The following is an 8,362-nucleotide window of genomic DNA, read 5'->3' on the forward strand; positions in this document are numbered from 1 at the left end:
CAAAAGATACGGTAAAGTTCTAAATTGATCGTCATATAACTACACCTTATACCCATTTATATTGGATATCAATTTTTATTATATATTAAAAATTATTATAATAAAAGTGCCGCTAACTTACAAGGTCACTTAACTATAAAAATGAGGTGTGAGTCATGAACTTTATGTATTATTTATTGTCATTTCTATCAGGAACAGCCATCAGCACACAGGCAGCTATTAATGGGAAATTATTATCAATTCTTGCCAGTCCGCTTTTGACGTCTACCGTCAGCTTTGCTGTCGGTACAGTCGGCCTATTCGCTACTTATCTGATTGCTGTAAAATTAGGATTTCAGAATTCACCCTCACTTCATCACGTCATGCAAACAACCTGGTGGATGTGGACCGGAGGCTTACTAGGCGCATTCTACATTCTCACAACTGTTGTTGCTTCTCCTAAAATTGGTTTCGCTAACTTGTTCAGTCTTATGATCGCGGGGCAGATTCTTTTTGCCCTTATCATTGATCATTTCGGTATTCTCGGGACGACGCATACCATAAATACAGCCAGAATACTGGGCGTAACTTTTTTAATTCTTGGCGTATATACAATACAGACACACTAAATCTCGGCTTACATTCCTGTTTAAACAGACTTCTACAGGCAGATCGCGAGATATCATTTGAAATTGCCGTTATTTGATGTATTCTAAACTTTATTCTTTTTAAACAGCAAAAACATCAGACCTAAGAGCCTGATGTTTTATTCTTTGTCTGCGGAACATAAAACATATTGTCCCACAGCCCGTAAAGTCAGTTTCCATTATAGGATTCTACATACCCTTCTGTTCCATGCACACGAATTCGTTGGCCATCCTTGATCAGCTTGGTAGCACTTTCTACTCCGACAACTGCCGGTAAGCCATATTCACGGGCGATAACCGCTCCATGAGTCATCAGTCCACCAACTTCGGTAACTAGTCCTTTAATGGATACAAACAATGGTGTCCAGCTGGGGTCAGTAAAAGAGGTGACCAATATATCCCCGTCTTCCAAACCGGAATCTTCCATATTTAAGATGACACGCGCTCGTCCCTCTATCACTCCGGAAGAAACAGGCAGCCCTGCAATAGCTTCGGCCGGGAGATTTTGTCGTTTATACTCACCTGCGATGATTTCACCATCAGACGTAATAACACGGGGAGGAGTTAGTTTTTCATAGTATTTGTACTCGTCTTTTCGCTGGCGGATGATCTGCCTGGTCGCAAGCTCTGCTTGCTGCCCGGCCAAGCAACCCGGGTAATCCAGTTTATTTGTGCGAACGGCTTCGCGAAGTTCTTCCAGAGTGAGATAATATCTTCCTTTTCATGAATAACACCTGCTTGTACCAGTTGTTCGGCTTCGAGTATTTGAAACATGTAAAAAATGATAACTTTTTGACAATCATTTTTGATCTGATTAAGTGTACCCAAGCATCGATAGAAGAGCTAAAAAATGTGCCTCGATTTTTCTGCCCATGCGCGTGAGGCTCAAAATCTGCCCATCCAGTAATACGTTAAACGCAGGCGATTGGTCAGTGATTCTTTTATACGCTTCGGTAGTAACACAAAAACCATCCGGCACCTGTATCCCGTCAATCCTGGATAGCTCCCCCAGGTTGGCGCCCTTGCCGCCGGCTGCCATACGCTTTGTTTTATCGATCTCCTGAAAACTAAGCATGAAAGAATGCAAACATATTCCTCCTTCGTTGTTTGTTATCAAAACCAATCAGGAAGCCTCTTCTATCAATTCGTAAACGCTTGCAATCTCTACTACATTCCGCAAAGGATTAGAATTATTTTTCACTGTTACATCTAAGAGTATCATCTATTTTCTTTTCCGTAATATAGTAACAGTTTCCCCACCAATTCCCCAATTGTCAGTATCAACCTCATCAATCACAACAACGGTAGTTTTTGGATTCTTTCCCAGTACATCTACCAAGAGTTGAGTCACCCCCTGAATCAATTGCGCTTTTTGTTCAACCGTCGCTCCCTCTCTGGTAATCTTAATGTTTACATATGGCATTATTTTTCACCACCCTTCTTATTTTTAGTGTCATCAACACTACTACACCTGCCTTTTCGCATTAGTCTTCATCCCGACCTTTTTGATTTTACCGCTAACTAGCCAACACTACCTTTTTATGCTACCATAAGGCTATCATTATAAACGATCATCATACAATATAGAAAACGGATTTATCTATAGAAAGGCTGATACAATGGATTTAGACGATATAAAAGTATTCCGTGAAGTGGCATTACACGGTTCCATGACCCAAGCAGCGGAAGCTCTGGGGTATGCGCAATCAAGTGTCACGGCACGCATCCGAAAATTGGAAGCAGAATTAAGGGTAACTCTGTTTTATCGTAATGCGAAGGGAGTACAGCTGACTCCTTCGGGTCAAATATTTCAGGAGCAAGGGTTCAAAATCACACAACTCATAGAAGAGTTATATACTCAATTGCATCCTAGCGAAGTTCCCGGCGGCTTATTACATATTGGTGCTATGGAAACAACGGCTGCTACTCGTCTTCCTTCGCTGCTAAAAAAATATCACTCGTTACATGACCAGGTCGAACTGTCACTTCAAACAGGCCCCACTGATTACTTAATCAATCAGGTTCTGAATTACGAACTTGATCTGGCCTTTGTCGGAACGACTATCAACCACCCTGAAATCATCGAAACTGAAAGCTTTAAAGAAGAGATGGTCCTGGTTGCCGAGAAAAAAGACCATCCCCAAGACATCCTGGAGATTATAAAAAGCAGAACAATATTAGTTTTCCGTCCTGGCTGTTATTATCGTTCATTGCTCGAGCAGTATTTACGGGAGACTGCATTTATCCCGTTCCGACGATTTGAATTTGGTTCTTTGGAGGCAATCATCGGAGGAGTATCAGCGGGTATTGGCATCTCCCTTTTGCCCAAGTCAGTTATAGAAGATAAGCTTCAATCAGGCGCTCTGGCCGCTTATGAACTGCCGCCTCATCTACGAATGTGCACAACAATGCTGATACAAAGAAAAGATACAATACCAACGGCAGCGATAACTAATTTTGTTGATTTAATAAAAAATCTACGGTAAATGCAATATCAGAAGCCGGCTGAAAGCGAGGGCACAGATCCTCTAAAACGACATAGCCTACGCTATAACAACTAAACTTACGGTTTAGATATGGCATTAGCGTTCCCTACTTCTTCTTTATTCTTAGTGTCATCAGGACTAATAATGCAAGCATTAAAACCACAACAGCAAAAATGCTAGGCGCTAAAATATTAAAATGGCTTTGAAGATATGCCGCGACAATAGGCCCTATGATTTGGCCCAAGGCATATATGGTCGTCAATTCTCCAAGAGCTTGCATTTGGGCATTGGGCTGCAACTCGTGCGCCAAAGTTATAGCAAGACTGGTTATGCCCATAAAAGTCCCGCCAAACAGCGCCCCTCCAGCTAATGCACTTAATTGATTGTGAAGTATAACCGGCAGAAGAATTCCTATCGCTTGTATGCCGAAAGCCAGCATAAGACTTACTTTTATATTTGTTTTTTTGGCAATCTGTGCCCAAAGATATGTCGACGGGGCTGCCGCCAGGCCAATCAGCACCCAACTCTGATTGGCAATATGACTGAGTTCCGGCATTGATTTTATCATTTGCACAATAAATGTAGCTGTTATAATATAACCTATACCTTCTAGTCCGTAACTGAGCAGAAGAGCATACCACTGATAATCTCTTGTAAAGCAATTGCGGGATTGTGATTGTCCTGTCCCTCGAGCTTCAGAGTACGTCACTTTCGATAAAGTATACCATGCTGCAATTCCAAATAAGCTTGCGCCCAATGCCAATCCCTGCCAAGAAAATGTCCAGCCGCCTAAGCAATCAAACAGCGGGACAAATATACCGGTAAATGCAATGCCAATGCCGACTCCACTGTAAAGATATCCCGCCTGATCACTTCGCCCTTGGCCTAAAGCAATACTCGAGGCAACAACAAATAAAATGGCGCTAAAAAATCCGGAGAACAGTCTTAACAAAGCCCAAAGAAGATTGTTTAATGTCAGTGGCATAGCGACCAGCAAAATTACACTAGCAACAATTCCGCCACCTAAACAAACTCTTAAATGACTTCTTACCCATTGTTTTCGCGAAATATAAGCTCCGAGCAAATAACCCAGATAATTTGTCGCAGCCATAACTGCAATATTCCATTCTGATACTCCAATATCTCTTTGCATTAACGGAATAATGGGTGTAAATCCAAATCTTGAAATCCCCATGGCTAAGCTTAATACACAAATTCCACCGATAACAATGGAAATATTATAACTATTTTTCAATTTGTTCACCCCCCTGTCCGAAAATACAATCTTATGTTATAAAAAAACAGCCATTAATAGAAGCGAATAATATCTATGATAGCCATTACATTTAACTATGGCCCTGTATTCGCACCGCCTTTTATCGTATTTAGCATTACTTAAAAGGAAAAACTTCTGAAGAGTGCAAGATGCAAGGCATTTTTAGCCGCTGTTGATGCTAAATTTAATTCGTCCGCCGTTATCTTAACAATTTCTACTTGACACTGGCCAGTATTTAGGTTATAGTTTAATAGCTCATACAATATGCACGATGAATTTTCATTAGTCCTTCTCAATCTGGGAAGCCCGATGAGTATTCTCCATAACTATTTGGGCAAAACATTTGAGGAGGCTATACTGATATGGCACAAGACAAAACCCTTACCTGCCGCGACTGCGGTACCGACTTCGTTTTCACCGCTTCCGAGCAAGATTTCTTCGCCGAAAAAGGATTCACCAACGAACCGGGACGCTGCCCCGAATGCCGGGCTGCGCGTAAACAGCAAAACAGCGGCGGCCGCAGCGGTGGTTATCAACAACGAGAAATGCATGACGCTACCTGCGCCGCATGCGGCGTCCAGACCCAAGTCCCTTTCCGTCCGAGCAACGACCGCCCCGTTTACTGCCGAGACTGTTTCAGTCAAAACAATAGACGATACTAGGAGATCTAAACTCCCTTGCTTCCGGCAGGGGAGTTTCCTTATTTTAAAGCAGAGATCTGCTACATACCACGAATTGCCGGTGGCAACACTAATAACACCGGTCATCACAAACAAGGAGGCAATTTAGATTGGATAAATTTATATCATTAGGAATAAGCGATAGAATAATCAGGGCATTGCATGAGATGGGGTTTGAGGAGCCCACTCCCATACAGGAGCAATGTATTCCTGTTCTAGCCGCAGGCCGCGACTTAATCGGGCAGGCCCAAACCGGCACCGGTAAAACCGCCGCCTTCGGAATTCCGCTAATCGAAAGAACAACTCGAAACGCGCAAACCGTGCAAGCAATCATTTTAACCCCCACCCGCGAACTGGCCATACAGGTTGCAGAGGAGCTTAACCGAATCGGCCAGTTCACCGATGCCCAGGCTTTGCCGATCTATGGCGGCCAGGACATCCAACGCCAGATCAAGTCCTTAAAAAGGCATCCGCAAATTGTTGTGGCTACTCCCGGACGGCTGATGGATCATATGGAACGCCGGACAATCCGGCTTGAAGAAGTCAGAGCCGTCGTCCTTGATGAAGCTGACGAAATGCTTAATATGGGCTTTATTGAGGACATCGAAAATATACTTGCGGCAACTCCGGCAGGGCGGCAGACAATCCTCTTCTCAGCCACCATGCCAAAACAGATTCAGAATCTGGCCCGGAAATTTCAAAACGATCCTGCTTTGATCCAGGTCAAAGCCCGGGAAATGACCGTCCCACTGATTGAGCAACAATACATCGAACTTCAGGACAATCAGAAGTTTGACGTTCTCTGCCGCCTGCTCGATATGCAGGACCCAGAGCTTGCCATTGTGTTCGGGCGCACCAAGCGCCGCGTCGACGAACTGACAGAAGCGCTGAAAAAACGGGGTTATCTGGTAGACGGCATCCATGGCGATCTTACCCAGGGGAAACGTGAGATAGTGCTCCGCCAGTTTAGGGAGGGAACGATCGATGTGTTGATCGCTACGGATGTTGCCGCCCGAGGGCTTGATGTCAGCGGCGTAACCCATATCTATAACTTCGATATCCCGCAAGATCCCGACAGCTATGTTCACCGCATCGGCCGCACCGGTCGCGCCGGTCACGCCGGGCTGGCCCTCACCTTCGTTTCACCACGGGAATTAGGTCATCTAAGGTATATCGAACAAACCACTAAACGCAAAATTAGCCGAATGCCTATTCCCAGCATGGCAGAAGCGGTCGAAGGTCAGCAACGCCTGGCCGTCGAAAAACTGCTACGTCAGGTTCAGGAAGGAAACCTTGATCAATATCGGGGCCGTGCCGAAGAACTCTTGACAGACTTCGACTCAGTTTCGTTACTGTCAGCAGCGTTAAAACTGATGACGAAAGAACCAGACACAACCCCTGTTAAGCTTTCGGGAGAGACGCCATTGAAAGTACGTTCCGCCGGCCGCCGAGAAAGACCAGCCGAGTCAGGACACTTCGCCTTAAAAACGAAACCGCGTAGTAAATCACGGAAGTATTAGCAGGTCTGTGAACAGCAAGAGCCAGGAGCGGCGCACCGTTGCGCCCTCCTGGCCTTTTTTTCGCCTTTTATACATAGTCAAAATATGCATTCTGCTTATTTTCTTTGTAGTTAAGCATCAATAATTTATAATCATGTGATGAGAGGCAGGCAATCGGTCCTCTTAACATCATTCACTTTTTCCTTTATGTCCGCCCACATAATCCGCCCGTTCAAGGAAGGTTCCACCAGCCATCGACCCAGCATAAAAGATCGTTTTTTTGCCAAATCGCTTCCGAAGATCATCTACTACTCTATCTATCGCATGTTTCTTTTCCTCTCCTTCAAAAAATAGTTCCAACTGCTCAAGTCCTTGTGACACGATTTTCCCAGCAGTAATATTTACCGATCGTACCGGTTCGCCCTGCCACCGCTTAATAAACTCCTGGCGTGCCGCTTCACTAATGATATCCGTTGAGTGTTCCGGGCGAAGCAGCTTAATTCGCGCAGTAAAACCCATCTTAAAATTTCTATCCGAGTATCCTATCCCCAAATATATCTCTCGGCATTTTTCCTGGTGCTTGCGCAGCCTAGTGCATACATCTCCCACCATTTCCTTGATGATCATTAGAATTTCTGCTTTTACATAATAATCTCGCATTAATATCTGGTTCTTACTATAGGATTTACTTTTCGGCCGTCCCTTCTGGCTGATGATGCTGGCATCCAATCCCCATGCATGGTAATATAACTGCAATCCTATTACGCCTAGTGTTTTCTGCAACCGTACTGGATTGGCGTGAGCCAGCCCCTCAATCGTATAAATACCCATTCGCTTGAGTTTCTCATCGTATCCTCTGGATATGCCCCAAAACGCAGTCAGTGGCTGTATTCTCCATACCGTTTCCGGCACCGTCTCATACGTCCATTTTGCAATCCACGGCGGACGCTTTTTAGCTTCATTATCCAGTGCCAGTTTTGCCAAAAGCGGATTATCGCCAATGCCTATAGTCACAATAAGACCCAACTCATTCTTCACCGTCTTTAAGATGGCTTGGGCAATCGCCTCTGCGGGTCCAAACAAATTTAACGATGCGGTAACATCCAATATGGACTCATCAATGCTATAGACGTGTAGATCTTCATCTGATACGAATCGACGAAATATATTTTGTATAGCCTGGTTCATATTGATATATAACGTCATATTTGGTTCTACTAACATAACCGGGGAACGCTTGGGAATTTCAAAGAGCCGATTTCCGGTCTTGATATTATATTTCGATTTAACCTTCGGACTGCTGGCCAGTACGACCGCACCGGTTCTCCTTAAATCCGATACTACAGCAATATAGGCTTCCAGTGGGTCAAGCCCCCGTCGAACCGCCTCTACGGACGCAAAGAATGATTTTACGTCGATGCACAATACGCTCCTGCGGGGAAAACAAGAAAAATCAACGAGCCCCATCGCTTTTGCCTTCTGTCTCTTTCATCTGCTCATTGTGCTCAGACAGGAGCATTCCCGCCCACTTTACCATACACCGGTCGACGTAAAATATCCGAATCATCTGCTGGTAAATCGGGAGACTCAGTAAATCTATCGTATATTCTTTCATCACTATCCACCTCCAGTTACTACATAATTACATAATACTAAAACATATGTTCTGTGTAAATATCGATGGGTCTGGTAATTTCTCCTAACCTGAATGGAAATAAAACCGGCTAAGGTGGTCATCAAGACCACCCTAGCCGGCCATTCAATCTCCATACCATCAAGCAAGCTAACAATCACT

At 44.3% G+C, this 8,362-nt stretch carries 8 protein-coding genes and 2 pseudogenes; 4 read left to right on the top strand and 6 right to left on the bottom strand.

Going from position 1 to position 8,362, the window contains the following annotated elements; all coding sequences use genetic code 11:
- The first annotated feature begins 155 nt into the window (after positions 1 to 155).
- Positions 156 to 608, top strand: a complete 453-nt coding sequence (locus ALO_RS10735) for a DMT family transporter (protein ID WP_004095589.1) — start codon at positions 156 to 158, stop codon at positions 606 to 608.
- Between the two features lie 187 nt (positions 609 to 795).
- Here ALO_RS10735 and ALO_RS10740 read toward each other — a convergent pair.
- The 3 genes and pseudogenes from ALO_RS10740 to ALO_RS10750 all read right to left on the bottom strand — a co-directional run.
- Positions 796 to 1,388, bottom strand: a pseudogene (locus ALO_RS10740) (PEP-utilizing enzyme); the annotation flags it as partial.
- A gap of 136 nt (positions 1,389 to 1,524) precedes the next feature.
- A pseudogene (locus ALO_RS10745) lies at positions 1,525 to 1,713 on the bottom strand (PEP/pyruvate-binding domain-containing protein); the annotation flags it as partial.
- A 135-nt stretch (positions 1,714 to 1,848) separates the two neighbouring features.
- Positions 1,849 to 2,049 (bottom strand): tautomerase family protein, encoded by a 201-nt coding sequence (locus ALO_RS10750; RefSeq protein WP_004095598.1) that lies wholly within the window; start codon positions 2,047 to 2,049, stop codon positions 1,849 to 1,851.
- Between the two features lie 196 nt (positions 2,050 to 2,245).
- On the opposite strand from ALO_RS10750, the gene ALO_RS10755 reads away from it, so the two are divergent.
- Positions 2,246 to 3,112 (top strand): LysR family transcriptional regulator, encoded by an 867-nt coding sequence (locus ALO_RS10755; protein WP_004095600.1) that lies wholly within the window; start codon positions 2,246 to 2,248, stop codon positions 3,110 to 3,112.
- 106 nt (positions 3,113 to 3,218) lie between these two features.
- Here the strand turns inward: ALO_RS10755 and ALO_RS10760 are convergent, their stop codons facing one another.
- Entirely contained in the window at positions 3,219 to 4,367 is a 1,149-nt protein-coding gene (locus ALO_RS10760) for a YbfB/YjiJ family MFS transporter (RefSeq protein WP_004095608.1), read from the bottom strand.
- Between the two features lie 383 nt (positions 4,368 to 4,750).
- On the opposite strand from ALO_RS10760, the gene ALO_RS21425 reads away from it, so the two are divergent.
- Together ALO_RS21425 and ALO_RS10770 are read left to right on the top strand one after the other, a co-directional pair.
- Positions 4,751 to 5,050 carry a zinc-ribbon domain containing protein gene (locus ALO_RS21425; protein WP_072031838.1) on the top strand — a complete coding sequence of 100 codons (300 nt, stop codon included), beginning with the start codon at positions 4,751 to 4,753 and terminating at the stop codon, positions 5,048 to 5,050.
- Between the two features lie 128 nt (positions 5,051 to 5,178).
- Entirely contained in the window at positions 5,179 to 6,588 is a 1,410-nt protein-coding gene (locus ALO_RS10770) for a DEAD/DEAH box helicase (protein WP_004095610.1), read from the top strand.
- Positions 6,589 to 6,756: 168 nt separating this feature from the next.
- Here the strand turns inward: ALO_RS10770 and ALO_RS10775 are convergent, their stop codons facing one another.
- A complete protein-coding gene (locus ALO_RS10775; RefSeq protein WP_004095612.1) occupies positions 6,757 to 8,034 on the bottom strand; it encodes a Y-family DNA polymerase in 1,278 nt (425 codons plus the stop codon).
- Positions 8,021 to 8,182, bottom strand: coding sequence for a hypothetical protein (locus ALO_RS22445; RefSeq protein ID WP_004095614.1), 162 nt, complete (start codon positions 8,180 to 8,182; stop codon positions 8,021 to 8,023). Before ALO_RS22445 ends, ALO_RS10775 begins: the two co-directional genes overlap by 14 nt.
- Positions 8,183 to 8,362 lie beyond the last annotated feature (180 nt).

The organism is Acetonema longum DSM 6540 (assembly GCF_000219125.1).
Lineage (GTDB): Bacteria > Bacillota > Negativicutes > Sporomusales > Acetonemataceae > Acetonema > Acetonema longum.

Excerpts from the sequence above, each read along its gene's own strand:
- ALO_RS10735 (WP_004095589.1), top strand. The coding sequence starts at position 156 with ATGAACTTTATGTATTATTTATTGTCATTTCTATCAGGAACAGCCATC.
- ALO_RS21425 (WP_072031838.1), top strand. The coding sequence starts at position 4,751 with ATGGCACAAGACAAAACCCTTACCTGCCGCGACTGCGGTACCGACTTC.
- ALO_RS22445 (WP_004095614.1), bottom strand. The coding sequence starts at position 8,182 with ATGAAAGAATATACGATAGATTTACTGAGTCTCCCGATTTACCAGCAG.
- ALO_RS10750 (WP_004095598.1), bottom strand. The coding sequence starts at position 2,049 with ATGCCATATGTAAACATTAAGATTACCAGAGAGGGAGCGACGGTTGAA.
- ALO_RS10755 (WP_004095600.1), top strand. The coding sequence starts at position 2,246 with ATGGATTTAGACGATATAAAAGTATTCCGTGAAGTGGCATTACACGGT.
- ALO_RS10775 (WP_004095612.1), bottom strand. The coding sequence starts at position 8,034 with ATGGGGCTCGTTGATTTTTCTTGTTTTCCCCGCAGGAGCGTATTGTGC.